This is a genomic window from Candidatus Mycolicibacterium alkanivorans, assembly GCF_022760805.1.
Taxonomy (GTDB): Bacteria; Actinomycetota; Actinomycetes; order Mycobacteriales; family Mycobacteriaceae; genus Mycobacterium; species Mycobacterium alkanivorans.
In genome coordinates this window covers 463,774-487,822 of the sequence record NZ_JAIVFL010000001.1, presented here as the reverse complement: position 1 = coordinate 487,822, position 24,049 = coordinate 463,774, and the positions used below count along the sequence as shown (strand labels likewise).

General features: G+C 67.1%; 23 protein-coding genes and 3 pseudogenes. 20 read left to right on the top strand and 6 right to left on the bottom strand.

The genetic code is table 11. The annotated features are described in order from the left end of the window. Positions 1 to 36 precede the first annotated feature (36 nt). Together K9U37_RS02445 and K9U37_RS02440 are read right to left on the bottom strand one after the other, a co-directional pair. Positions 37 to 1,173, bottom strand: a complete 1,137-nt coding sequence (locus K9U37_RS02445; RefSeq protein WP_252394145.1) for a low temperature requirement protein A — start codon at positions 1,171 to 1,173, stop codon at positions 37 to 39. Between the two features lie 46 nt (positions 1,174 to 1,219). Then, positions 1,220 to 1,330, bottom strand: a pseudogene (locus tag K9U37_RS02440) (CAP domain-containing protein); the annotation flags it as partial. 141 nt (positions 1,331 to 1,471) lie between these two features. Here K9U37_RS02440 and K9U37_RS02435 point away from each other — a divergent pair. The 14 genes and pseudogenes from K9U37_RS02435 (at position 1,472) to K9U37_RS02370 (ending at position 14,930) form a co-directional block, all read left to right on the top strand. Next, on the top strand, positions 1,472 to 2,119 hold the full coding sequence (locus K9U37_RS02435; RefSeq protein WP_243073191.1) for a TetR/AcrR family transcriptional regulator: 648 nt from the start codon (positions 1,472 to 1,474) through the stop codon (positions 2,117 to 2,119). Positions 2,120 to 2,192: 73 nt separating this feature from the next. Next, positions 2,193 to 2,636 (top strand): SRPBCC family protein, encoded by a 444-nt coding sequence (locus tag K9U37_RS02430; RefSeq protein ID WP_243070370.1) that lies wholly within the window; start codon positions 2,193 to 2,195, stop codon positions 2,634 to 2,636. Positions 2,637 to 3,209: 573 nt separating this feature from the next. Beyond that, positions 3,210 to 3,965, top strand: coding sequence for an MlaE family ABC transporter permease (locus K9U37_RS02425; protein ID WP_252394144.1), 756 nt, complete (start codon positions 3,210 to 3,212; stop codon positions 3,963 to 3,965). Between the two features lies 1 nt (position 3,966). Continuing rightward, positions 3,967 to 4,836, top strand: coding sequence for an MlaE family ABC transporter permease (locus K9U37_RS02420; protein WP_243070368.1), 870 nt, complete (start codon positions 3,967 to 3,969; stop codon positions 4,834 to 4,836). 109 nt (positions 4,837 to 4,945) lie between these two features. Then, positions 4,946 to 5,095 (top strand): annotated as a pseudogene (locus tag K9U37_RS02415) (MCE-family protein MCE1A); the annotation flags it as partial. Continuing rightward, entirely contained in the window at positions 5,092 to 6,132 is a 1,041-nt protein-coding gene (locus K9U37_RS02410) for a virulence factor Mce family protein (protein ID WP_243070367.1), read from the top strand. The pseudogene K9U37_RS02415 and the gene K9U37_RS02410, both read left to right, overlap by 4 nt. Beyond that, on the top strand, positions 6,129 to 7,682 hold the full coding sequence (locus K9U37_RS02405) for an MCE family protein (protein ID WP_243070366.1): 1,554 nt from the start codon (positions 6,129 to 6,131) through the stop codon (positions 7,680 to 7,682). Before K9U37_RS02410 ends, K9U37_RS02405 begins: the two co-directional genes overlap by 4 nt. Before the next feature lie 3 nt (positions 7,683 to 7,685). Continuing rightward, positions 7,686 to 9,296, top strand: a complete 1,611-nt coding sequence (locus K9U37_RS02400; RefSeq protein WP_243070365.1) for a virulence factor Mce family protein — start codon at positions 7,686 to 7,688, stop codon at positions 9,294 to 9,296. A gap of 8 nt (positions 9,297 to 9,304) precedes the next feature. Continuing rightward, positions 9,305 to 10,447: a virulence factor Mce family protein gene (locus tag K9U37_RS02395; protein ID WP_243073190.1), complete on the top strand. Its 1,143-nt coding sequence runs from the start codon at positions 9,305 to 9,307 to the stop codon at positions 10,445 to 10,447. Positions 10,448 to 10,461: 14 nt separating this feature from the next. Beyond that, positions 10,462 to 12,012 (top strand): MCE family protein, encoded by a 1,551-nt coding sequence (locus K9U37_RS02390; RefSeq protein ID WP_243070364.1) that lies wholly within the window; start codon positions 10,462 to 10,464, stop codon positions 12,010 to 12,012. Beyond that, positions 11,982 to 12,581 (top strand): Rv1363c family protein, encoded by a 600-nt coding sequence (locus tag K9U37_RS02385; protein ID WP_243070363.1) that lies wholly within the window; start codon positions 11,982 to 11,984, stop codon positions 12,579 to 12,581. Before K9U37_RS02390 ends, K9U37_RS02385 begins: the two co-directional genes overlap by 31 nt. Continuing rightward, positions 12,578 to 13,561 carry an RDD family protein gene (locus K9U37_RS02380; RefSeq protein ID WP_243070362.1) on the top strand — a complete coding sequence of 328 codons (984 nt, stop codon included), beginning with the start codon at positions 12,578 to 12,580 and terminating at the stop codon, positions 13,559 to 13,561. The genes K9U37_RS02385 and K9U37_RS02380 overlap by 4 nt, the downstream gene beginning before the upstream one ends. A gap of 206 nt (positions 13,562 to 13,767) precedes the next feature. Continuing rightward, positions 13,768 to 14,316 carry an Rv1363c family protein gene (locus K9U37_RS02375; protein WP_243070361.1) on the top strand — a complete coding sequence of 183 codons (549 nt, stop codon included), beginning with the start codon at positions 13,768 to 13,770 and terminating at the stop codon, positions 14,314 to 14,316. Further along, entirely contained in the window at positions 14,283 to 14,930 is a 648-nt protein-coding gene (locus K9U37_RS02370) for an Mce protein (RefSeq protein WP_372489367.1), read from the top strand. Before K9U37_RS02375 ends, K9U37_RS02370 begins: the two co-directional genes overlap by 34 nt. Before the next feature lie 138 nt (positions 14,931 to 15,068). Here the strand turns inward: K9U37_RS02370 and K9U37_RS02365 are convergent, their stop codons facing one another. Continuing rightward, positions 15,069 to 16,181 carry a phosphodiester glycosidase family protein gene (locus tag K9U37_RS02365; RefSeq protein ID WP_243073188.1) on the bottom strand — a complete coding sequence of 371 codons (1,113 nt, stop codon included), beginning with the start codon at positions 16,179 to 16,181 and terminating at the stop codon, positions 15,069 to 15,071. A 215-nt stretch (positions 16,182 to 16,396) separates the two neighbouring features. On the opposite strand from K9U37_RS02365, the gene K9U37_RS02360 reads away from it, so the two are divergent. Next, positions 16,397 to 16,669, top strand: a complete 273-nt coding sequence (locus K9U37_RS02360) for a GlsB/YeaQ/YmgE family stress response membrane protein (protein WP_243070360.1) — start codon at positions 16,397 to 16,399, stop codon at positions 16,667 to 16,669. 3 nt (positions 16,670 to 16,672) lie between these two features. Here K9U37_RS02360 and K9U37_RS02355 read toward each other — a convergent pair whose 3' ends face one another. The 3 genes and pseudogenes from K9U37_RS02355 to K9U37_RS02345 all read right to left on the bottom strand — a co-directional run bounded on the left by K9U37_RS02355 (position 16,673) and on the right by K9U37_RS02345 (position 19,130). Then, on the bottom strand, positions 16,673 to 17,932 hold the full coding sequence (locus K9U37_RS02355) for a PQQ-dependent sugar dehydrogenase (protein WP_243070359.1): 1,260 nt from the start codon (positions 17,930 to 17,932) through the stop codon (positions 16,673 to 16,675). A gap of 19 nt (positions 17,933 to 17,951) precedes the next feature. Beyond that, a pseudogene (locus tag K9U37_RS02350) lies at positions 17,952 to 18,113 on the bottom strand (pirin family protein); the annotation flags it as partial. 45 nt (positions 18,114 to 18,158) lie between these two features. After that, a complete protein-coding gene (locus K9U37_RS02345; RefSeq protein ID WP_243070358.1) occupies positions 18,159 to 19,130 on the bottom strand; it encodes a sigma-70 family RNA polymerase sigma factor in 972 nt (323 codons plus the stop codon). Positions 19,131 to 19,185: 55 nt separating this feature from the next. On the opposite strand from K9U37_RS02345, the gene K9U37_RS02340 reads away from it, so the two are divergent. The 5 genes from K9U37_RS02340 to K9U37_RS02320 all read left to right on the top strand — a co-directional run bounded on the left by K9U37_RS02340 (position 19,186) and on the right by K9U37_RS02320 (position 23,656). Further along, positions 19,186 to 20,025, top strand: coding sequence for an alpha/beta hydrolase (locus K9U37_RS02340; protein ID WP_243070357.1), 840 nt, complete (start codon positions 19,186 to 19,188; stop codon positions 20,023 to 20,025). 29 nt (positions 20,026 to 20,054) lie between these two features. Continuing rightward, complete coding sequence (locus K9U37_RS02335; protein ID WP_243073187.1) at positions 20,055 to 21,059, top strand: alpha/beta hydrolase; 1,005 nt, start codon at positions 20,055 to 20,057, stop codon at positions 21,057 to 21,059. 171 nt (positions 21,060 to 21,230) lie between these two features. Next, on the top strand, positions 21,231 to 21,980 hold the full coding sequence (locus K9U37_RS02330) for a DUF2786 domain-containing protein (protein ID WP_243070356.1): 750 nt from the start codon (positions 21,231 to 21,233) through the stop codon (positions 21,978 to 21,980). Then, positions 21,977 to 22,477 carry a TIGR04338 family metallohydrolase gene (locus K9U37_RS02325; protein WP_243070355.1) on the top strand — a complete coding sequence of 167 codons (501 nt, stop codon included), beginning with the start codon at positions 21,977 to 21,979 and terminating at the stop codon, positions 22,475 to 22,477. The genes K9U37_RS02330 and K9U37_RS02325 overlap by 4 nt, the downstream gene beginning before the upstream one ends. Before the next feature lie 165 nt (positions 22,478 to 22,642). Next, positions 22,643 to 23,656 (top strand): medium chain dehydrogenase/reductase family protein, encoded by a 1,014-nt coding sequence (locus tag K9U37_RS02320; protein ID WP_243070354.1) that lies wholly within the window; start codon positions 22,643 to 22,645, stop codon positions 23,654 to 23,656. Positions 23,657 to 24,049: the final 393 nt, after the last annotated feature.

The window sequence follows — 24,049 nt, the reverse complement described above, 5'->3', positions numbered from 1 at the left end:
CGAACCGAGTGCGACAGTCTCCAGCGCCGGTCTGGATCAGGGCCGGCCCAGGCAGGTTGCGCTTTCGGCGGCGTGGCGCCAGCTGACCAGAGCGGCCGCCGCGACCATCACCGCTGCCGCGCCGAACAACGGATAGGGCAACAGCGCGCTGAGCAACAGAGCCGCTCCGAGGCACACCGTGCCGACGGCCTGAATCGCGTCGCGGCGCACGGCGTCGATTGAAAGCCACGTCGCGACCACGAACACCGCGAGTGGAATTGTCAGCGTCAGGCCCGCCACCGTATGCGGCAGATGGCTCTCGTGCAGGCGCACTGCAATCGCGACCTCGACTCCCGCCGAGAACGCTGCCGCCGAGGCGAAGACGAAGTAGTGCATGTACCCCCAGAAGAATGCCCGCGGCCGGGTGACCGTCTGGTCGTGCTGGGGGCGGTCGAAGTAAATCCACCACATGGCAGCCACGATGACCAACGAGCAGGCGGCGATGACGATCAGCCCGGTGCGTTCGGCGGCGTCGGACATGCTTCCGATGATCGAATTGGCCACCGCCAGAACCGATTCACCGAGCACGATCAGCGTGAACAAGCCGTACCGTTCAGCGATGTGATGGTGATGAAAAGCCGTCTGACGGTGATGCTCGGCGATCGGCGCGACGGCCAGGTCCACCGCCGCCAGGACCGGGAACAGCCAAACCGGACCGTCGACCAGCCACCAGGCCACCCACAGCACCTGGACGACCAGGATGCCCACGGCGTAGCGCACACAGGTGCCCCGGTAATCGGGATCGCTGATCGCCGCGCGGGTCCACTGCCCGGCCATCGCCACCCGCATGATGACGTAACCGACCACGATGGCCGCGAAGTCGTTGTCCAGCATCGCTCGCTGCGCGCCCGCGGCGATGGTCAACGCCCCGGCCATCTGGACGAAGGTGGTCAGCCGGTAGAGCCAGTCGTCGGTGTCGTAGGCGCTGGCGAACCAGGTGAAGTTGATCCAGGCGTTGAGGATCGCGAAGAACACCATCGCGTAGGCGAGCACGCCTGCGGCGAAGTGCTGTTCCTCCCAGAGGTGGTGCAGGGCGCCGGAGGCCTGGGATACGGCGACGACGAACACCAGGTCGAAAAGGAGCTCGAGCGAGCTCGCCGCGCGGTGCGGCTCGTCGGGGTCCCGGGCGAGCATCGCCCGCAGGCCGGGGGGCACGGCGACAGGTTGACGGCGGTGTCGGTCAGACCGGGGGATAAGCGGGCGGTGGGTAGACCCCGCGCAATGCCCACGGCAGCCAGCTGAAGAAGTACTCGACTTCGTCACTCGCGTCGTAATCCGGGTTCGGATCCATACCAGTCCTTCCAACGCTGCCCTCTGCTCGGGAGTCTATCCCGGCGGCACGCGCCGCAACTCGGATCACCGCCATTGCCTACACTGTCCAACCAGTTGATAGAGAGCCGGCTGGAGTCGGAGTAAAATGAGCGAGGACATCATGCCACCCGAGAACGGGATGACCCGGCGCGAAGAGTTGCTGGTCGTCGCCACGAAGCTGTTCGCCGCCCGGGGCTATCACGGCACCCGGATGGACGACGTCGCCGATGTCGTCGGCCTGAACAAGGCGACCGTTTACCACTACTACGCCAGCAAGTCGCTGATCCTCTTCGACATCTATCAGCGTGCGGCGCAGCGCACGCTGGCCGCGGTGCACGACGACCCGTCCTGGACCGCCCGCGAGGCGCTCTACCAGTACACCGTGCGGCTGTTGACCAACATCGCCAAGGACCCCGAGGGTGCCGCGGTGTACTTCCAGGAGCAGCCCTACATCTCCGAATGGTTCACCGACGAACAGGTCGCCGAGGTCCGCGAGAAGGAGACCCAGGTCTACGAGCACGTGACCGGGCTGATCGACCGAGGTATCGCCAGTGGCGAGTTCTACGAGTGCGACTCGCATGTGGTGGCGCTGGGCTACATCGGCATGACGCTGGGGGCGTACCGCTGGCTGCGGCCCGACGGCCGGCGCAGCGCCCAGGAGATCGCCGCCGAGTTCAGCACCGCGCTGCTGCGCGGTCTCATCCGCGACGAGAAGATCCGCGTCGAGTCGCCGCTGGGCGGCGCGGCGGGCAAGAAGGCCAACGCGTAACGCTGTCCGACGATGCACGCGCAGGAGCGCCCGAGAGGGACGGCCACCCCGCACCGCTGGATATGATCGGCCGATGCCGCTCGTCTCCAAGACCCTAGAGGTCAACGCCGATGCCAGATCGATCCTCGACATCGTCGCCGACTTCGAGGCCTACCCGCAGTGGAACGACGAGGTCAAGGCCGTCTACATCCTGGCCCGCTATGACGACGGCCGGCCCAGCCAGCTTCGGATCGACACCGTGATCCAGGGCCACGAGAGCACCTTCATCCAGGCGGTCTACTACCCGGGGGAAAACCAGATCCAGACCATGCTGCAGCAGGGTGACGTGTTCACTAAGCAGGATCAGCTGTTCTCCGTGGTGGCGATGGGCCCGTCGAGTCTGCTGACTGTGGACCTCGAGGTGGAGACCTCCGTGGCGCTGCCCAGCCTGATGATCAAGAAGCTGTCCAACGACGTGCTCGAGCACCTGGCCGGCAACCTCAAAACCCGCGCCGAGCACCTCAGCGCCAATTCCTGAGTCAGCCCCGCATCCCGTTTCGCTCCAGCTGCTCGATCAGGCGCGTTCACGTGACCTCCGAGGGCTTGTGTGGGCGGCGGCAAGGCAATAGTGTGACCCAGGCAACACCAGCTTTGATCAAACATAACGATGCCCGGTCAGTTCGGTGTCGAGTTCACACAGGACTCGAAATCGTCGATGCGTTGCCCCGCAATCCCGCCGGCAAAGTCTCAAAATCGAACTGCGAGTCCGATTCGGCACCGTCGTCAATAGCGATCCGGGCGCCCAAAACGCTTCGGATGCAGCCGATCCCGGCTAGCAGGCGATTCCTTCGCGCACCGGAAATAATGACGGAAATGACATGGAGGGTTAATAGTGCAGATGTGGTGCACCGCCCGTATGCCATCGGGTACATTCCGGGTTGTCCGCCTCACTACCGAAGGGTAGGGAGACGCCGGTCACTGAGTGCGGGTCGGTGCGAGGAGGGTATGTGCCACACGGAGTGCCGACGGGCCGCGACGACGTCCGCGGACCCGTCCTGCGGGTGCCTCGGTGACAGCGTCGGCCGGGGTGTCCGGCTTCATCCAGGAACGGATGCGCGCGCCGCTGAACGCCGTCGGCGGCTTCTTCCGTATGTGCGTGCTGACGGCGAAGGCCACCACCAAGTGGCCGTTCGAGTTTCGTGAGTTCGTCATCCAGAGCTGGTTCCTCTTCCGGGTGACCTTCTTGCCCACCGTCGCCGTGGCCGTCCCGAACACGATCCTCATCATCTTCACCATCAACATCCTGTTGGTCGAGTTCGGCGCCGCCGACGCCTCGGGCGCGGGCGCGGCCCTGGCCGCCGTGACTCAGCTGGGTCCAATCGTGACCGTGCTCGTGGTCGCCGGCGCCGGGTCGACGGCCATCTGCGCCGACCTCGGTGCCCGCACCATCCGTGAGGAGATCGATGCACTCGAAGTACTCGGCATCGATCCCATCCACCGGCTTGTCCTGCCGCGCGTGGTGGCCTCCACCTTCGTGGCCGTCCTGCTCAACGGCGCCGTCATCACCATCGGCCTGGTCGGCGGATTCATCTTCGGTGTCTACGGGCAGAACGTCTCGGCCGGCGCTTACGTCTCGACCCTCACGCTGATCACCGGCCTGCCCGAGGTGGTCATCTCGATCGTCAAGGCCCTCGCCTTCGGGCTGATCGCCGGTCTGGTCGGCTGCTACCGCGGCCTGACGGTCTCCGGCGGTGCGAAGGGCCTCGGCACGGCGGTGAACGAGACGCTGGTTCTGTCCGTCGTCGCGCTGTTCGCCGTGAACGTGGTGCTGACGACCATAGGTGTCCGGTTCGGAACGGGGCGGTGAGATGAGCACAGCGGCAGTCCTGCGCAGCCGGTACCCCCGCGCGTACACGATCGCCTCGCGGTGGGCAGGTGCGCCGGCGCGGTTCGCCGAGAGTGTCGGCGAAGTGGCCTGGTTCACCGTCACTGCGGTGGGCCAGATTCCGCACGCCCTGCGGTACTACCGCCGCGCCACGTTGCGGCTGATCGCCGAGATCGGCATGGGCACCGGCGCCATGGCCGTCATCGGCGGCACGATCGCCATCGTCGGCTTCGTCACGCTGTCCGGCGGCTCGCTCATCGCGATCCAGGGCTACGCCTCGCTGGGCAACATCGGCGTGGAGGCGTTCACCGGATTCGTAGCCGCACTGGTCAACGTCCGCGTGGTGGCACCGCTGGTGTCCGGGCACGCGCTGGCCGCGACGGTCGGTGCCGGCGCCACAGCCGAGCTGGGTGCCATGCGGATCAGCGAGGAGATCGATGCCCTCGAGGTGATGGGTATCAAGTCAATCAGCTACCTGGTGTCGACGCGGATCCTGGCCGGCATCGTGGTGATCGTCCCGCTGTATGCGATGGCGCTGCTGCTGTCGTTCCTGGCCGCGCAGCTCACCACCACCGTGTTCTACGGGCAGTCGACAGGCACCTACGACCACTACTTCCGCACGTTCCTGCGGCCCGATGACGTGTTCTGGTCCTTCGTGCTGGCGATAATCATCGCCGTCTTCGTGATGATCAACCACTGCTACTTCGGCTACAACGCCAGCGGCGGTCCGGTCGGCGTCGGCGAGGCGGTGGGGGTGTCGATGCGCGCGTCGCTGGTCGCGGTCGCGTTGGTGGTCCTGCTGGCGTCGTTGGCGCTCTACGGCACCAACCCAAACTTCAACCTCACGGTATAACCGGATGCCCTCCTATCCGGAGAATGCGTCGCGGCGACCCCCGCTCAAGCTGGCGGGGGTGGTACTACAGCTCGACCTCGAGGTCCAGCCCCGCTTCGGCACGCTGGCCCCGATCGCCAAGGACTTCTGGCCCGCGCCGTTCCTGGTCGCCGACTATGGCGCGTCACTGGCGCCCTACAACCACTTCGAGCTGGGCCAGCCGATCCTCACCGAGTATGTCTGGGGACGCCATGTCGGGGAGAACACGATCAACCCATGAAAATCACCGGCACCGCAGTCAAACTCGCAGCATTCTCGTTCGTGCTGCTGCTCTTCACGGCGATCATCGTTGTCGTCTTCGGGCAGTTTCGGTTCGACCGGACCACCGCCTACACCGCGGAGTTCAGCAATGCCAGCGGGCTGCGCGACGGTGAGTTCGTCCGCGCCGGCGGCGTCGAGGTCGGCAAGGTCTCGAACCTGAAGCTGGTCGACGACGGTCGCCGCATGCTGGTCACCCTCAACGTGGACAGGACGCTGCCGCTGTACCAGTCGACCACCGCCCAGATCCGTTACCAGGACCTGATCGGCAACCGCTACGTCAATCTCGAACGCGGCACCGGCGAGGGCGCCGACCGGGTCCTGCCGCCGGGCGGATTCATCCCGATGTCGCGCACCCAGCCCGCCCTCGACCTCGACGCGCTCATCGGCGGCTTCAAGCCGTTGTTCAAGGCGTTGGACCCCGAGAAGGTCAACACCATCGCGTCCTCGTTGGTCACCGTGCTACAGGGTCAGGGCGGCACCATCAACGACATCCTCGACCAGACAGCGCAATTGACCTCCACCCTGGCCGACCGTGATCAGGCGATCGGTGATGTCATCACGAACCTCAACACGGTGCTGGCCACCACGGTCAAGCACGAGAAGGACTTCGACCAGACCGTCAACAACCTCGAGGTGTTGATCACCGGTCTACGCAACCGGGCCGATCCGCTGGCCAACTCCGTCGCCGACATCAGCAACGCCTCCGGCACACTCGGGGACCTGCTGGCCGACGACCGTCCGCTCCTCAAGGACACCATCGCCAAGCTGGAGACCCTTCAGCAGCCACTGGTCGACGGCAAGGACCGGCTGGACGACCTGCTGACCAAACTGCCGGAGGCCATCAAGATCATCGGCCGCGCCGGTGGCATCTACGGTGACTTCTTCAACTTCTATCTGTGCGACATCAACCTGAAGCTCAACGGCCTCCAGCCAGGCGGACCGGTCCGCACCGTGAAGATCACCCAGCAGCCGACGGGTAGGTGCACCCCGCAATGAGGACGCTCGAGACGGACAACCGGATCAAGAACGGCCTGGCCGGCATCGTGATCGTGCTGCTGGTCATCGCCGTGGGCCAAAGCTTCGTGAGTATTCCGCAGCTGTTCGCGCAGCCCACCTACTACGGCCAGTTCGCCGACTCGGCCGGCATCAATCCGGGTGACAAGGTGCGCATCGCCGGCATGGAGGTCGGCCAGGTCAAGTCGTTGGCCATCGAGGGTGACCACGTGCTGGTCGGATTCTCGTTGGCCGGCAGGGAGATCGGCACAGACAGTCGGATGGCCATCCGCACCGAGACCATCCTGGGCAGGCGTGCCGTCGAGATCGAGCCACGCGGTGAGAAGGCCCTCAAGCCCCGGGGCGTTCTGCCGGTCGGTCAGACCACCACCCCTTATCAGATCTACGATGCGGTCTTCGACGCCACCAAGACCACCCAGGGATGGGATCTCGAGACTGTCAAGCGTTCGTTGAACGTGTTGTCGGAGACCATCGATCAGACCTATCCGCACCTGAGCGCCGCACTCGACGGCGTGGCCCGGTTCTCCGACACCATCGGAAAGCGTGACGTGCAGTTCAAGCAGCTGCTGGCCAACGCGAACAAAGTCGCCGCCGTGCTGGGTAACCGCAGCGAGCAGATCAACCGCCTGGCGGTCAATGCGCAGACGCTGCTGGCCGCGCTTAACGAGCGTGGCCGCGCAATCGACTACCTGCTGCAGAACGTCTCGGAGATCTCCCAACAGTTCGCCGGGTTCATCAACGACAACCCGAACCTGAATCACGTTGTGGAGCAGCTACATACGATCAGCGACGTGCTGGTCAAGCACAAGGTCGACCTAGCCGACTCGTTCATCACGGCGTCGAAGTTCATGGGTGCCCTCGCCGAGGCGATCGGCTCGGGCCCGTACTTCAAGACCCTGGTCGTCAACCTGATCCCTTACCAGATCCTGCAGCCGTGGGTGGATGCCGCGTTCAAGAAGCGCGGCATCGACCCCGAGGAGTTCTGGCGCAACGCGGGCCTGCCGGCGTTCCGGTTCCCGGACCCCAACGGAGCGCGCCAACCCAACGGTGCCCCACCGGCTGCACCGACGCCTCTGGAAGGCACGCCGGACCATCCCGGTCCTGCGGTCGGGCCCGGCTCTCCGTGCTCGTACACCCCGCCCGCGGACGGCATTCCGACGTCGGCCAACCCGCTGCCGTGCGCCGGCCTGACGCAAGGCCCGTTCGGCCCGGTGCCGGGCGGATACCCCGCCGCCGATGTGCCGATCTCGGCCCCCAACCCGGCCGCGGTGCCCGGTCCGGGTGTGCCCAGTGCCGCTGTGCCAGGCGAACTTTCGCCCAACGTTGCGGGCGTGCCGGCGGCTCCGCTGGCGCCCGGACCGCCCGGCGCGCGCACTGTGCCGGTCGGACCATTGCCTGGCCCCGCCGACAACACGCCCGGTATCGCACCGCCGCCGCCGGCGTTTCTCGGACCCATCCCGCCAGCGGGTCCCGGTCCGCAGGTGCCGCCGGTCGGCAACCTGGCACCTGTCGATCAGGGAGGGGGAGCCTAACCGATGTCGACGAAACTCAACGTGCGAAACCTGGGCTTGCTGAAGATGTCGCGGGTGTCCGCGATCATCGCGACGCTGGCGGTGGTCCTCGGACTGGTCGCGGCGCTTGTCGGTTACCAGCTGTACAAGAAGATGACGACCAACACCGTGGTCGCTTACTTCTCTCAAGCGCTTGCGCTCTACCCCGGCGACCGGGTCCAGATCATGGGCGTCAAGGTCGGCAACATCGACAAGATCGAGCCGGCCGGCGACAGGATGAAGGTCACCTTCCACTACGCCAACAAGTACAAGGTGCCCGCCAACGCGACTGCGACGATCCTGAACCCGAGTCTGGTCGCCTCCCGCGTGATCCAGCTTGCGCCGGCCTACACCGGCGGCCCCGTGCTGGCCGACAACGCCGTCATCCCGATCGAGCGCACCCAGGTGCCGGTCGAGTGGGACGACCTGCGTAACCAGATCTCCGAACTGCTCACCGAGTTCGGCCCCACGCCCGATCAGCCCAAGGGTCCGTTCGGCAACGCCATCGAGTCCCTGGCCAACGGCCTGGAGGGCAAGGGCGAGCAGATCAACACGACCTTCCGCGCCCTCTCGGATGCGGTGACCGCCCTCGACGAGGGGCGTGGCGACCTCTTCGGGGTGCTCAAGAGTCTGGCGCTGTTCGTCAACGCGCTGCACAAGAGCGATCAGCAACTCGTCTCGCTGAACACCAACCTGGCGACCCTGACCAACTCGTTTACCAACTCCGACCAGGAAGTGGCGAACGCGGTACGGGACATCAACACGCTGTTGACCACGGCGCGCAAGTTCATCGACGACAACGGCTCGGTGCTGAGCAAGGACATCAGCAACCTGGCCGACGTCACCAACCAGCTGATGCAGCCCGATGCCCGCAACGGCATCGAGACGGTGCTGCACGTCTATCCGACCCTGGCAGCCAACCTGCAGAACATCTACCACCCGACGCACGGCGCCCTGGTCGCCATCCCGGTGGTCGCCAGCTTCGCCAACCCGATGCAGTTCCTCTGCAGCGCAATCCAGGCCGGCAGCCGGCTGGGATACCAGGACTCGGCCGAACTGTGCGCCCAGTACCTGGCGCCGATCCTGGATGCCATCAAGTTCAACTTCCCGCCGTTCGGCGTCAACCAGTTCTCCGCGGCGGAAACATTGCCGAAATACGTCGCCTACTCCGAACCCAGGCTGCAGCCGCCGCCCGGATACAAGGACACGACCGTGCCCGGCATCTGGTCGCGCGACACGTTATTCTCGCACGGCAACCACGAAGCGGGCTGGATCGTCGCACCCGGCATGCAGGGTGTCGACGTGCAGGCGTTCACCGCCAACATGCTGACCCCGGATTCGCTCGCCGCACTGATGGGCGGCCCGGACCCGGCCTCCATCCCGCCGGCCGGCCCGCCGGGAGGAGCGCCGCCGAACGCCTACGACCAGAGCAACCCGCTTCCGCCGCCGTGGTATCCGGGGCCGATCCCGCCCCCGGCGCCCGCACCGGATGTGATCCCGGGCCCGCTGCCGGTGTCGCAGCAGATCAACGGTGGCGCTCCGCCGCCGGCCCCGGCCGGCCCACCGCTGCCCGCTGAGATGGGGAGTGGGCAGTGAGCACGATCATGAGTACGGCGCGCCGCTTCGGTTGGCGCGGCCTGGTGCTGGTCGTCACCGCGATGGTGCTGACCTCATGCGGCTGGCGTGGTATCGCCAACGTGCCCCTGCCCGGCGGCCCGGGTAGCGGCAAGGACAAGATGACGATCTACGTCCAGATGCCGGATACCTTGGCGCTCAACGTCAACAGCCGGGTCCGGGTCGCCGACGTGTATGCCGGCTCGGTCAAGAAGATCGAGCTCAAGAATTGGATCCCCACCCTCACGCTGGACCTCCAGCCCGGAATCAAGTTGCCCGCCAATGCAATTGCGCGGATCGGGCAGACCAGCCTGTTGGGAACCCAGCACGTCGAGCTCGATCCGCCGCCGAACCCGTCGCCCGAACCGTTGCGCAACGGTGCGACGATCCCGCTGAAGAACTCGCAGTCGTTCCCGACCACCGAGCGCACCCTGGCCAGCATCGCCACCGTGCTGCGCGGCGGCGGCATCCCGAACCTGGACGTCATCCAGACCGAGGTCACCAACATCCTGTCCGGCAACGCCGACCAGATCCGGGACTTCCTGGGCAAGCTGAACACCTTCACCGATCAGCTCAACCAGCAGCGTGATGACCTGACCCGCGCGATCGACTCCACCAACGAGTTGGTAAAGATCATCGCGAGCCACAACGACACCCTGGACCGGGTGCTCACCGAGTTCCCGCCGCTGGTGCAGTATCTGGCCAACTCGCGCGACAAGCTCACCGGTGCCGTGGAGGCCTTGGGCCGGTTCGGCAACGTCACCGCGACCACGCTGTCGGAGGCACGGGCGGATCTGGACACCAACCTGCAGCTGCTGCAACGTCCGCTCAAGCAGTTGGGTAAGGCGGGGCCGTACCTGATCGACTCCCTCAAGCTGGCGATCACGGCGCCGTACCCGATCGACAACATCCCGAAGGTGATCCGCGGTGACTACATCAACACGTCGGCCACCTTCGACCTGACGCTCAGCTCGATCGACAACGCATTCCTCACCGGTACCGGTTTCTCTGGAATGCTGCGTGCACTCGAGCAGGCCTGGGGTCGCGATCCGCAGACGATGATTCCGGATGTGCGGTTCACGCCCCATCCGAACATGACCGAAGGCGGTCCCTACGTCGAGCGCGGCGAGTGAAGGGTGACGGCTAAGTGTTGACCCGCTTCATCAAGACGCAGCTCGTCGTGTTCGGCGTGCTGACCGTGATCGCGCTGCTGTTGCTCGGGGTGTACTTCCTGCGCCTTCCCACGCTCGCCGGGGTTGGCCAGTACACCTTGACGGCGGACCTGCCGTCCTCGGGCGGGCTGTACCGCACGGCCAACGTGACCTATCGCGGCGTGACGATCGGACGGGTGACGGACGTCGAGCCCACCGAAACCGGTGTGCGGGCCACGATGAGTATCGCCGACAAGTTCAAGATTCCGGTCGACGCCACCGCCAACGTCCACTCGGTGTCGGCGGTCGGTGAGCAGTACCTGGACCTGGTTTCCGACGGCAATCCCGGCAAATACTTCGCGCCCGGCCAGACCATCACCAAAGGTACTGTGCCCAGTGAGATCGGCCCGGCGCTCGATGCCGCCAACAACGGCCTGGCGGCGCTGCCGGCGGACAAGATTCCGGCCCTGCTCAACGAAACCGCTTTGGCGGTAGGCGGATTGGGCCCGTCACTGCAGCGGTTGGTCAACGGCACCCAGGCGCTCGTGGCTGACTTCAAGACCAACATCAATGACGTCAACGACATCATCCAGAACTCGGCGCCGGTCGTCGACAGCCAGGTCAACTCCGGTGATGCGATCTCGCGCTGGGCGGCGAATCTGAATTCGATCGCCACCGAGGCCGCGGCTCAGGATCAGGCGCTGCGCAGCGGGCTGACCCAGGCGGCGCCGACACTGGACGCGGTCACCGCGGTGTTCAGCGATGTCCGTGAGGCGCTGCCGCAGACGTTGGCGAACCTGGAGATCATCATCGAGATGCTCAAGCGCTACAACAAGGGCGTCGAGCAGTCACTGGTGCTGCTGCCGCAGGGCGCCTCGGTGGCCCAGGCGGTCTCCGCGCCGTACCCGCATCAGGCGGCGCTGGACTTCGGTCTGACGATTAACCAGCCGCCACCGTGTCTGACCGGCTTCCTGCCGGCCAGCCAGTGGCGCGCGCCGGCGGACCTGTCCCGCAAGCCGGTGGAGAACGGCCTGTATTGCAAGATCCCCAAGGACACCCCCGCCAACGTGGTTCGCGGCGCCCGCAACTTCCCGTGCGTCGACATCCCGGGTAAGCGTGCGGCCACCCCGATGGAATGCCGCAGCGGCGAGCCCTACATGCCGCTGGGCACCAACCCCTGGTACGGCGACCCGAATCAGGTGCTCACCTGCCCGGCGCCGGCGGCACGGTGCGACCAGCCGGTGAACCCCGGTACGGTGATACCGGCACCGTCGATCAACAACGGGATGAACCCGCTGCCGGCGGACCTGCTGCCTGCGCCCACGCCGCCGTCGAGCGATGACCTCAGTGCGCCGGGGACGGGGACGGTCCAGTGCAACGGACAGCAACCCAACCCGTGCACCTACACTCCCGCGGCAAGTAACACAGCCGTATACAACCCGCAGAGCGGGCAGTTGGTTGGTCCGGACGGCGTGAAGTACAGCGTCAAAACCTCGAGCAGTACAGGAGATGACGGATGGAAGGAGATGCTGGCTCCGGCCGGCTGAACCCGATCCCGCCGGCCGACGATGCCGAACGCGACGAAGTTGCGGTGGTCGACGAAGCCCTGCCGCACCGATCGAGCCTGAGCGCCCGCTGGCTGGCCGGCGTGTGCGCGGCACTGGTGATCGCGGCCCTCGCCTTGGGCGCGGGCGGCTACCTCGCCTTGCGTTCGCACCAGAAGAGCGTCGCTACCGTCCGCGCGGAGGCCGCGGCCCTGGCTGCGGCCAAGGACTGCGTGACCGCCACCCAGGCGCCCGACGCCAGTGCCATGGAGGCCAGCCAGCGCAAGATCATCGAGTGCGCCACCGGGGGTTTCGGTGCGCAGGCAACTCTGTACAGCGGGCTCCTGGTGGATGCGTACCAGGCCGCCAACGTGCAGGTGCAGGTCTCCGACATGCGCGCAGCCGTGGAACGGCACAACGACGACGGCTCGATGGACGTCCTGGTCGCCATGCGGGTGAAGGTGTCCAACACCGAAGCCCAGGGCCAGGAGCAGGGCTACCGGCTGCGGGTCAAGATGATGCCCGACGCCGGGACGTACAAGATCGCCGACCTCGCACAGGTGAGCAAGTGACGGTAGCCGCCAACGGCACTGTCGGCGCGACCGAGGCCACCACCCTCGTAAAGGAACCGGCCGGGCCCCCGGCCGGTTGGGGTGCACGCGCCGGGGCGTTCGCCATCGACGTCCTGGTGGGCCTCGGTGTTCTGGCCACCCTGATGCTGGTGGCATGGGCAGCAGCGCTGCGCGGCTGGCTTTGGTGGGTGGCGGTCTCCGCGGCGGCGGCGGTGTTCCTGGCGGTGGCGGTCAACCGGTGGCTGCTTCCGTCGATCTCCGGATGGACCCTCGGGCGCTCGGTGTTCGGTGTCGCCGTCGTTGGGCGCAACGGTTCCCGGGTCGGGCCGTGGCGTCTACTGCTGCGCGACATCGCGCACCTGCTCGACACGGCGCCGCTATTCGTCGGCTGGCTGTGGCCGTTGTGGGACTCGCGCGGCCGGACCTTCGCCGACCTGATCGTCCGCACCGAGGCCAGCCGTGTCGACGGTGACCGTCCCGACCGGCGGCGTCTGGCCGGTGTGGTCCTGGTATCGGCCGGGGTGATTGCTCTCGCCGGTGCTGGACTGGGATATCTGGCGATCTACCGTCACGAACTGACCATCGAGCAGGCCCGCCAGCAGATCGCGGTGCAGGGGCCCAAGATCGTCGAGAACACCCTGAGCTACGACGTCGCCAACATCGACGCCGACTTCGCCCGGGCACGGTCGCTGGTGACCGACGGCTACCGGCCAGAGCTCGTTGCCCAGCAGGACACCGTGCGCAAGGCCGGTCCCGTCGACAACGACTACTGGGTGACCAACAGCGCGGTGTTGACCAACACGAGCGATCGGGCGGTGATGTTGCTGCTCATGCAGGGCCAGCGAGGTGCTGCGCCCGCGGCACGACTGATCACCGCGACGGTGCGGGCCGACTTCGAGAAGTCGGCCAACGGGCAGTGGCAGGTATCCAACATCTCGGTGCTCGCCAAACCGAACCCGGCAAGGCAGGGCGGCCAATGAGCCCGCGCAGGCGAGCGAAGCGAGGCAAGCAATGAGCCCGCGCAGGCGAGCGAAGCGAGGCAAGCAATGAGCCCGCGCAGGCGAGCGAAGCGAGGCAAGCAATGAGCCCGCGCAGGCGAGCGAAGCGAGGCAAGCAATGAGCCCGCGCAGGCGAGCGAAGCGAGGCAAGCAATGAGCCCGCGCAGGCGAGCGAAGCGAGGCAAGCAATGAGCCCCCGCCGCAAGGTCGAACCGGGGAGCAAGGCCGTCTTCGGGATGCCCGAGCCGTGCCCGAGGCGCTGGGTGCTGCCCCTGGTCGCCGGAGCGGCTGCCGTGGCCATCCTTGCCGCGACCGCGGTCAGCGCACTGGTTCTGGTCAAACGTGAGACGCAGCGTCGCGACGCGGTCCGCGACGTGGCGGTGCTCAGCTTCGTCCGAAGTTTCATCACCCAGTACACCTCGCCAGATCCGTTCCACGCCAACGACTATGCCAACCAGGTGCTGGCCCAGGGCACCGGACCGTTCGCCAAGCTCTACCAGGACAAGATGAATGAGATCGTCATCCAGGTGGCCCAGGCCGAACCGACCAAGGGCAATGTGCAGGACCTGGGCATCGAACGCTGGAACTCCGACGGCAGCGCCGACGTCGTGGTGGCCGCGACCACCAACACCAAGATGCCGGACGGAAAGACCATCGCCAGCGGAAGCCGTTGGGTGGTAACCACGATCAAGGAAGGGGAGCAGTGGAAGATCAGCAACCTGCTGCAGGTGATCTGACCGACACCGCGCCCGACGAGCAGGCTCCCGAAACCGCCCCGGCTGAGAACGAGACCGACGACACGGCGGCCGCGGGACCGGAGGCGAAGCGAAACTGGTTCAGCCGCAACAAGATTACGCTGGCTGCCGGAAGCTCGGCAGCGGTGTTCGTCGCCGCCGGAGCCGTCGCCGGTGCCACGGTGCAGCCGTACCTGATGGACCGCGCAGTCGTCGCGACCAAACTCGACATCGCCCGCACCGCCGCCGACGCCATCACCACGCTGTGGACCTACACCCCCGAGGACATGGACACGCTGCCGGACCGCTCGGCGAAGTTCCTCTCGGGTGACTTCCAGGATCAGTACCGCAAGTACGTCGACGCCATCGTGCCCACCAACCGGCAGGCCAAGGTCACCAACAACACCCAGGTGGTGGGAACGGCCGTCGAGACGCTGCAGGGCTCGCAGGCCACGGCGATCGTGTACACCAACACCACCTCGACCAGTCCCCTGACCAAGAACATCCCGGCGATGAAGTACCTGTCCTACCGCCTGCAACTCAAGCGCGACGGCGGTCGCTGGCTGGTGACCAAGATGACCACGGTGACCTCGCTCGACCTCACACCGCAGATGTGACGGCGGTATTGGCGACACTTGCCCATGGCCGTCACGTCGCCCGTCGCGGGCGGTCATCGAGGGGCTGCCAGCCGTCGCACTGTTCGGCGCGGGGTATGCCGGTCAGACCAGCGGCACGGAGCGCGCAGTGCTGGCTCTCTAGTTGAACCCCAGCCAGGCCGGCAGCGCACGCTCGTGCGAGTCACACAGGACCTGCATGGTGTCGCAGGAGCCCTTGGGCACCCCCGCTCCCGCCCACATGCCGCCGGTGTCGCGGCGAAGCACGATCGCCGACGACCCGCCCCCGTCGAGCAGGATCGCGGTGTCGCTGCCCAGGCCGCGGAACAGGTCCTGGATCTGGTCGGGCGTATAGCTGCCGCCCTGGAAGACGTACATCTCGTCTTTGTCCCTGACGTAAGCGAGTGCGGTGCGCGCCGAGCTGGGACCCGGGTCGTTCATCTGGCCGGTGTCGCCGGGGGCTAGTAGCTTCAGGCCGCTGACCGCCGCGAACCGGGCGCCCTTATCCAGCAGCCCCTGAATGACCGGAGAGGCCGCGTCGTAGTCGTCGGGCGCCTTGGGTGTGACCACGACTGGCGCACCGGCCACCGGCAGGATCATCGTCGTCAGCGCCGTCCACACCTCGTCACCGCCGGACAGCGCCTGCTTGCCCGCGTAGGCGATGGTGCCCGTCACCGCCGCGTTGGCGCGACTCTGCCCGCGGGTGTTGTCGACGTAGGCGCCCAGCGGCGAACTGCAGCCCGTGGTCTTCCACGACCCGCCCGTCTGCGAGCGCACGTCGAAGAAGTTGGCGTTGATGGCAATCGTGGGCTGGCCCAGAACACGCCAGGCCTGCAATGGGGTGTAGGTCTCCGCGGCCTGGACCAAGCCCTCGCGCGTGCGCGCCCCGGGGGTCTGTTCGCAGCGCGCCTGGTATCCGGTGTGGGTGTCGACGAGCAGCCGCGGCGTGAGGCGCTGGGATGCGGCCTTGATGATCATCAGGTGCCCGCCGTTGGTCATCTCGTACCAGTTGCCCGTGGCGTTGAGCATCGGCGCCGGGAAGCCGCTGCCGAAGTTGTAGACCAGATAGCTGCCTCGCGTCGTCGCGATCGCCTGTGCCAGCTGCTCGCGGCCGTCGGCGACCGCCACCGGTGCGCCGGTGGTGGCGGCCAGCGTCAGGCAGGCGACCACCACCAGGCAGCTCGCGGCGGCTCGGCGAAGCGTCGCGATTCGGGTCGGCACAGCGGCCCTTTCCGTGCAGGCGGACGAGTACAGCAACTTTCACAATAACCACAGCAACCACACAGTCAACTTTCGTCACGGAAGGGTGACGCTTTGGCCGACGGCCTATTACAACGCGGGCCAGGTCAGTTACAGCTGCAGATTTTCTCGGCCAGTCGTGTGGCGGCGGTTTTAGCGGCGCGCGACGGGGAATAACAACTGGCAGCGAAGCCGCCCGGCGACGCGCAATTCGATAAGGAGCAAACCCGATGACGATCTTGTGGACCATTATTGTCGGCGCCGTGATTGGTGCTTTGGCCCGCCTCGCCATGCCCGGCCGGCAGCCCGTCGGCATCATCGTGACCATCCTGCTGGGGATTGTTGGTGCATTCCTCGGCTCGTGGATCACAACGCAGTTCGGCTATGCCAACGCCAACGGGGGCTTCGCAGTCCTGCCCTTTGTGGTGGGGATAGTCGTCGCCGCGGTGCTGATCGCGATCTACGTCGCCATCACAGGGCGCAGCAACCGCGTGCATCACTAACGGTCAACGGCCCGGCGGCGCGAGCCGGTACACCGCTCCGGCGTAATCGTCGGTGACGTACACCGCGCCGTCCGGGCCGACCACCGCGGCCACCGGCCGACCCCAGCGGGTGCCGTCGCCGGACTGGAATCCGCCGACCAGGGTCTGCTGGGGTCCCAAAGTGCCGCTGCGCCAACCAAAAAACGACACTTCAGGCGCGCGGGGCGGAGTTCGGTTCCAGGACCCGTGCACACCCAGCAGGGCTCCCTGTGCGAACGGTCCCGGCAGGGCGCCGTCGACGAAGCTCAATCCCAGGGGAGCGGAATGGGCTCCGAAAGTCTGTTCCACCGGTGGCAGTGTCGCGCAGTCGAGTTCAGACCCGTCGGCATTGGTCTGCACGTCCCGCACAAACCCGTCAGCGTCGGGATTGCAGAAAGGCCAACCCAATTCACGTCCCGACGTCAGTCTGGCGAGGAACTCCGGCGGGTGGTCGTTGACGTAGTCGGTCACTTTTCCGTAGTCGGGGCCGGGACGCGGATCGGCGACGTCGTCACGGTTGTTGACCGCCGTCCACACCGATCCGTCGGGGGCGACGGCCAACCCGGTGCCATTGCGCACGCCGGAGCTGAACAGGACGGGCGCACCACCACCGGGCGGTATGCGCAGGATGGTGGCGCGCGGCGGATCGGCGGCGCGGTCGGCGGCCGAGATGTTCCCAGTGGATCCGATCGAGAAGTACACCGCGCCGTCTGGCGTGACCGCCACACTCTTGAGGGCATGCGCGTAGGCGCCGCCCAACTCCGGGCTGCGTGTGTCGGGCAGACCGGAGGCGATGATTCGGCGATCAGACGCCGTGCCGCCGGTATAGCGGAACGTGTTGATCTGATCGCTTTCCGCGACATAGAGCGTCGTGCCGTCGAACGCCAGTCCGTGCGGTTGGTCGAGGCCCTCGAGTACCACCGAGGTTCGCCCCTGCTGTCCGTCGGGAGTGAGACGGACGACCCGACCGGACGCCGGTACAGAGACCAGCAAGGTGCCGTCCGGCGCCCAGGCCGCCAGTCGGGCGCCCGGCACCCGCGCCCACGCCGAGAGTGTCCAGCCCGGCGGCACCAAGGCCTGGTGGGGAGTGTCCAGTGGCGTCTGGGCCATCCCGGCGGGGACGGCGACGGTGACCGGAACCAGACCCGACGGCGCCGAAGCACTCGGCGCGGTGGGAGCCGGCTGGCCACACGCCGCCGTCACCAGCACGGCAGCACAGGCGACGCTAGCCCGCCAACCCGGCATGCATCCCCCAGACCAGGGCTCCCGGTTTGACGATGTCGTCGTTGTTCACCAGCAGAAGTCCGTGGTGGGTGTTGGGCGGGTCATAGTGGTGGCTGAACGAGAACGAGTGGTTGGAGCACAGCCAACCGATCTTTATCGCGAGACGGTCGGCGGCTCGTCTGATGTCGACGGTTGCGGCCATGTCATCAAGTATCGCTGGAGTTGTGAACTCGTCGCTGGCGGATCGCTAAAGCGCCTCGGGCAGGCCGAATTTCGCGAACAGGCTGGTGTCGAGGAACGCCACCACATGCGACACACCGGACGGGCTGACATCGAGCACATGCAACTGGAACGGCATGTGGCGGCCGTCGATCTCGGGCCGGCGCATGTACATCGCCGCGGCGGGCTGGCCGTTGGCGGTCAGCGGCAACAGCCGCATGTCGCCGGCCGCGTTGGCCGGGCAGTTGTGATGGATGAGGTCACCGATGGCCGGCCCACCCTGATACCAGCCGACGAACGGTGGCATCTCCCAGACCGCCTCTGCGGTGAACATCTCCACCAGGCGCTCGATGTCGTAGTCCTCGAACGCCGAGATGTAGCGGGCCAGCTGATCGCGTGCCTCCGGGGAGTCCGGCGCGGACAGCGGGTCGTCCTCGCTGGGGCCGACCGCATTCAGCTGTGCCCGCGCCCGCTGCAGCAGGCTGTTCACCGCCGCCGGCGAGGCGCCGATGGCGTCGGCGACTTCGGCCGCCCGCCACTGCAGCACGTCACGCAGGACGAGCACAGCCCGCTGTCGCGGCGACAGATGCTGCAGCGCCGCCACGAACGCCAGCCGGACGGACTCCCGCGAGCCGACGATCTCCGACGGGTCGGGCAGCGGTTCCAGCCACGGCACCTCCGCGCCTTCGACGAGTTCGTCGGTGGGATTGGAACTCGGGGCCCCCAGCCCCGTGGGCAACGGTCTTCGTTGGCGGCCTTCCAGTGCCGTCAGGCAGGTGTTGGTGGCGATGCGGTGCAGCCAGGTACGTACCGACGCCTTGCCCTCGAACCGGTCGTAAGCCTTCCAGGCCCGCAGGAACGTCTCCTGGACCAGGTCCTCCGCGTCGTGCAAGGACCCGGTCATCCGGTAGCAATGCGCCAACAATTCCCGGCGGTACGGCTCGGCCTGGGCCAGGAAGTCGTCGTCTCCCTCGGCAAGACTTCGCGCGAGCACGCCCACTCAACCGAGCTTACGCACGGCCGCCGACAGCAGACCGCTCCGCTAGTCTCGCCTGATGGTCACAACCCGCACCGAGCGGACGTTCGACGGGGTTGGCGGCGTCCGCATCGTCTACGACGTGTGGACACCCGATGCCGAACCGCGGGGCGTGGTGGTGCTCTCGCACGGACTCGGCGAGCACGCCCGCCGCTACGACCACGTGGCGGAGCGCTTCGGCGAGGCAGGCCTGGTCACCTACGCACTCGATCACCGTGGGCACGGGCGATCCGGCGGCAAGCGCGTGCAGGTCCGCAAGATCGACGAGTACATCGGCGACTTCGACACCTTGGTCAAGACCGCCAACTCCGAATACTCCGGTCTCAAGCGCATCGTACTGGGCCACAGCATGGGCGGCGGCATCGTCTTCGCCTACGGAGTCGACCACGCCGGCGAGTATGAACTGATGGTGCTGTCCGCGCCCGCCGTCTCCGCGCACACCGGCGTCCCGCGCTCCAAGGCGTTGCTCGGCAAGACCGTCGGTTCGTTGCTGCCGAATCTGCCCGTCGAACGACTCGACGTCAACGCCGTATCCCGCGACCCCGAGGTGGTAGCCGCCTACAATGCCGACCCGTTGGTCCACCATGGCAAGATCCCCGCCGGCATCGCCAAGGCGCTGCTCGAGGTGGGGGAGACGATGCCGCAGCGGGCCCGCAGCCTCACCGCGCCACTGTTGGTGGTGCACGGCGCCGAGGACCGCCTGGTTCCGGCCGCCGGCAGTGAACGCCTGACGGAGTGCGTCGGCAGCACCGACGTCCGCCTCAAGATCTATCCCGAGCTCTACCACGAGGTCTTCAACGAGCCGGAGCGCGACCGGGTGCTCGACGACGTGACCGCGTGGATCGAGGCCAGGCTGTGAGACTTCGCGGCCGCGTCGCCGTGGCGGTGATGGCGCTGGCGTTCGTCGCGGGTTGCTCGTCGCACAGCGACTCGCAACACGCCTGGGTCGAGGACGAGGTGACGTTCGTCGCCGACGGGCTGACGATCCACGGCACCTACCGCCACCAGCACGGCGCTGGCGCCGGCCCGGCCGCGCTGCTGATCTCCGAGAGTGGCCGCACCGATCGCAACGGCGACAACAACGTCGCCGGCCCCATCGGCAACATGCGTCAGCTCGCCGAGTACCTGTCCGACCACGGGGTGGCCTCGTTGCGCTACGACAAGGTCGGCACCGGGCAGACCGGGCTCGGGCCCTACGCCGGGCGGCCCGCCGACGTCGGCAGCGCCATCTACACCGGCGGCGCCAAGGCCGCGGTGCGGTTCCTGGCCGGCCAGTCCGGGACCGACAAGAACCGCCTCTCGGTTTACGGCCTCGGCGAGGGCACGATCCACGCCATGTCCCTGGCGGACGACACCGCCGCCGATGCGCCCAAGATCCACTCGCTAGGTCTGCTGCAACCACTCGGCGGTCGCTACCTGGACCTGATCGCCGACCGCGTCAAGGGCGACATGGCTGCCGCGGTCAAGGGCGGCCAGAAGACGCAGCAGCAGGCCGATCAGGTGATCGCCGAGTGGAACGCGGCGGTGGGCCAGGCCCGTACGGCCGGCGCGGTGCCAGCCAAGCTGCCCGAGGGGCTGAGCGCAATCCTCAACCCGGGCAACGTCAAAGCCGTCGTGGAGGCCGACGCCATCGACCCACTGGCGCTGGCCGCGCGGATCCCCAACGGCATACCGGTATTGCTGACCTGCTCGGACTCCGACGCCCAGGCGACCTGCGCCGACATGAAGCTACTGGCCGACGCGCTGGCGCACACTGCACTGCAGTTCGTTCAGCTCAACGGCGTCAACCATGTGTTGCGCGACGACCCGACCGACAATGTAGGCAACTACGCCAAGACGGGTCCGCTGTCGCCCCAGCTGACGGCGGCGCTGGACCAGTTCGTCACCAAGTAGCGCTCAGCGCGACCGACGATTCGGCCCGTGATCGGGTGAGGTGGAGGCGGGCAATGGAACAGTAGTGTTGGGCTGTGGACGAATTCGGATCTGGGGAGCAGTGCCGTTGTCGGCCCGGCGCCAGCCGGTCACGGTGCGCGCCCGTCGTAGTGCTGGCCTAGGTTTCGAATCATGAGTGACAACAAGATGCTCGCGCGGATCGCCGCGCTGCTCCGCCAGGCCGAGGGCACCGACAACGCGCACGAGGCCGAGGCGTTCATGGCCGCCGCGCAACGGCTGGCCACCGCGACCTCGATCGATCTCGCGGTGGCGCGGTCGCACTCGGCGTCGCGCACCGCGGCCCAAGTCCCCACCCAGCGAACCATCACCATCGGTGAGCCGGGCACCAGGGGGCTGCGCACCTACGTACAGCTGTTCGCCGGTATCGCCGCGGCCAACGACGTGCGCTGCGACGTGGCCTCGAACTCCACGTTCGTTTACGCCTACGGGTTTCCCGAGGACATCGACACCAGCCACGCGCTGTACGCCAGCCTGGTGGTCCAGATGGTGCGCGCCTGTGACGCCTACCTGGCCACCGGTGCGCACCGCCCGACCCCGACGATCACCGCCCGGCTCAACTTCCAGCTGGCTTTCGGCGCCCGCGTCGGCCAACGCCTAGCCCATGCCCGCGACGAGGCAAAGCAGGAGGCCGCCAACGACCGCAAGACCGCACCCGGAACCGCACTTGCGTTGCGCAACAAGGAAGTCGAACTGCGCGATCATTATCGCCAGGCCTCCCAGGCGCGCGGTACCTGGCGGGCCGCCAGCGCGTCGGCCGGGTATTCCTCGGCAGCCCGGCGCGCGGGTGATCGCGCTGCCCGCCAGGCCAGGCTGGGGGCGAGCCCTGAACTGCCGGGAGCGCGCGCCCGGCTGCCGAGGTGAGCGCCCGAGACAACCAACGCTCCCGGGTGTACGCCGCCGAGGAGTTCGTCCGGACACTGTTCGACCGTGCCGCCCAACACAGTTCACGGTCCATCGACTTCTTCGGCGCGCAGTTGACGCTCCCGCCGGAGGCACGGTTCGGATCGATCGAGTCGGTGCAACGCTATGTCGACGATGTTCTCGCACTGTCGGTGATGACCGCCCGCTGGGCATCGCAGGGACCGTTGAGTGTGCGACCCCGACGCGCGGCGACGGCCGCGCACTACGAAAACCACGACGGCACAGGGGTTATCGCTGTGCCCGACCGGAACACCGCCGGCTGGGCGATGCGCGAGTTGGTGGTCCTCCACGAGATCGCCCATCACCTCGACGACGGCCACGGCCCCGCGCACGGCCCCGAATTCGTCGCGACCTTCTGCGAGCTGGCCGCACTGGTGATGGGCCCCGAAGTCGGACATGTGCTGCGCGTGGTCTATGCCAAAGAGGGCGTGCGATGACTCGGTGGTCAACCGTTACGGTGGGGTGGCGAGCGACACGATCGGCCCCGAGAATCGGCGGCCCGTCGACCCACTGCTGGACCGGGCGCTCCTGGGTGCGGACGGCTTCGCCGTCGCGCTGGTGAAGTTAGTCCACAGCGGCCCCGCGCGGGTTAGTGTTCGGCCATGAGACGAGTCGTGGTCGGTCGGTACGGGGGACCGGAGGTCTTGACCGTGGTGACCGACGACGAGCCTGCCCCGCGCCCCGGGGAGGTCAGCGTCGCAGTGCTGGCCGCCGGGGTGTCGTTCACCGACTCGCTGCTTCGTGCCGGCACGTATCCGGGTGGACCGAAGCCACCGTTCACCCCCGGGTACGAGGTTGTGGGTATCGTCACCAGAGTCGGCGCGGGGTGCACGACGGTATCGGAAGGTGACCGCGTCGCCGCGCTCTTGGTCTGGGGTGGGTATGCCGAAACAGTCTGTGTTGCGGAGTCTTTGACAGTAAAAGTGCCTGATGACGTGGATCCCGCGGTGCTGGTGAGCCTGATCTTTCCATACATGACCGCATACCAGCTGCTGCACCGCGCGGCGCGGGTCCGACCGGGTGAGACGGTGCTCTACCACGGTGCCGCGGGACGGGTCGGGGTCGGGGTGCTGGAACTGGCCGAGCCTGCCGGAGTGACGGTCTACGGCACCGCAAGCGGGGCCGATTGCGCGATCGTCCAACGGCTCGGCGGGATTGCCATTGACTACACCCGCCAAGACTTCTTGCGCTATGCGCGCAAGCTCCCCGGTGCCGGCGTCGATGTGGCATTCGACGGCATCGGCGGAGCGTTGTCCTACCGTTCGTTTCGGGCACTGCGGCGCGGTGGGCGGCTGATTCTCTTCGGCCACCAATCCACCGTCAACGACGGCCGTCGTGACGTCAAACGGCTCGCCGAGTTCTACGCGTGGGCGGTTACGGTGCTGGCCGTCGGCTTGGTCTCACCGCACAAACGAGTAGGGATGTACCGCATCGCAAAACTGCGCGATCAGCACCCGGACTGGTTCCGGCAGGACCTGCAGCAGCTCATCCGCTTGCTACGTGACGGCAGGATCAATCCTGTTGTGGCCGAGCGGATCCCGTTGTCAGAAGTTCGACGGGCGCACGAATTGCTGAGAAGCTCTGCGGCCAGGGGCAAGATCGTCTTGATCCCGTGATCAGCCTGCCGGGGTCACCTCGACCGGCAACGCGTCGTCGAGGCTGTTGACGCCAGCGTGCTGCGCCGCCACCCGCACGCGCGTGCCCGGCTCGGTGTGTTCGCGGGACAACAGTCCTTTCTTCCGACTTGCCGGGGGCCAAATTGACCCGTCGGTAGAGCGCTCATGGACCGGTTTCGGCTCGGTTCGACCAAGAAGGCTGCTACCAAGCTGGCGCTGGTCGGCGCTGCGACCGCGACCGCCGCGGCCCGCATCGTCGGCGGGCTAGGGCCGATTGCCCTTCTCCTCCTCGGGCCGTGCCGGCCCGCATCGTCGGCGGCTAGGGCCGATTGCCCTTCTCCTCCTCGGGCCGTGCCGGCCCGCATCGTCGGCGGCTAGGGCCGATTGCCCTTC